Source organism: Oleiphilus sp. HI0128, from assembly GCF_001635365.1.
Map to the genome: position 1 here is coordinate 1 of NZ_LWGG01000644.1, position 376 is coordinate 376.

At 46.8% G+C, this 376-nt stretch carries 1 protein-coding gene; it reads right to left on the reverse strand.

What is annotated here, in order from left to right; genetic code table 11:
* The coding region (locus tag A3763_RS08125; protein WP_231872132.1) for an RluA family pseudouridine synthase at positions 1-376 on the reverse strand (376 nt) is incomplete at both ends.

Consider the following 376-nt stretch of genomic DNA (forward strand, 5'->3'; position numbering starts at 1 on the left):
AGCTTTTTCCATTCCTCTAAACTGCACCAAATCGCGCGGGATATACTTATCATCCCCCACAATTGCATGCCCGGAAAATGCGGCATGAACACGAATCTGATGAGTTCGCCCGGTCACCGGCTTAGCTTCGACTAAGGTAAAATTCTCAGCACTAGATAAGATCTTGAACAAGGTCTGACTTGGCTTCCCGTCCTGGTGTACAACAACAATGCGTTCACCAGATTTTAATTCATTCTTCTTAAGGGGCGCGTCAACGCGCTTTTTATGCTTTGGCCACTTACCGAAAACGGCCATATGGTAAATCTTGTTAACCTCATCATTACGAAACTGCGCATGCAAGTCTCGCAAGGCAGGCCGCGACTTAGCAACCAAGATA